The following is a 366-nucleotide window of genomic DNA, read 5'->3' as shown; positions in this document are numbered from 1 at the left end:
AGAGCAACGCCATCGCCTTCTTCTCCGAAAAATGGATGCGCAATTCCTTCACGACTTGATTGTAATTGGTTCCTATACCGCGGAACTGGGCATGGAAGTCCGACAGTTTGGTGTAGTAGCCCACCAGCGTCTTGTCCACTTTCAGCACCTTGAACTTCTGCCCGAAGAAGTGCGCCTTCAGAAAGACGGCTTTCGCATACACCTGTGATTCCTTGTACATCGTCAGGAACCTGTTCCATTCCACATCGTCGAAGCGCACCATCACGCAGTGCGTCTTTGGGTTCAATTTGGGATTTCTCCCGTACTTGCTGTTCTTTTTCATTCTTCTTATTCTTTTAATTTTATGGCTTGTCCATTGTTTAATCT

The 366-nt window shown here is 46.7% G+C and carries 1 protein-coding gene; it reads right to left on the bottom strand.

The genetic code is table 11. The features are described 5' to 3' along the window. The coding region (gene mobA / locus E5355_RS19255) for a conjugal transfer protein MobA (RefSeq protein ID WP_136011576.1) at nt 1–322 on the bottom strand (322 nt) is incomplete at its 3' end. Nucleotides 323–366: the final 44 nt, after the last annotated feature.

This window comes from Bacteroides muris (ex Afrizal et al. 2022) (genome assembly GCF_004793475.1).
GTDB classification, from domain to species: Bacteria; Bacteroidota; Bacteroidia; order Bacteroidales; family Bacteroidaceae; genus Bacteroides; species Bacteroides muris.
The sequence above is the reverse complement of the archived record's forward strand: the minus strand, read 5'-3'. Positions and strand labels throughout refer to the sequence as shown.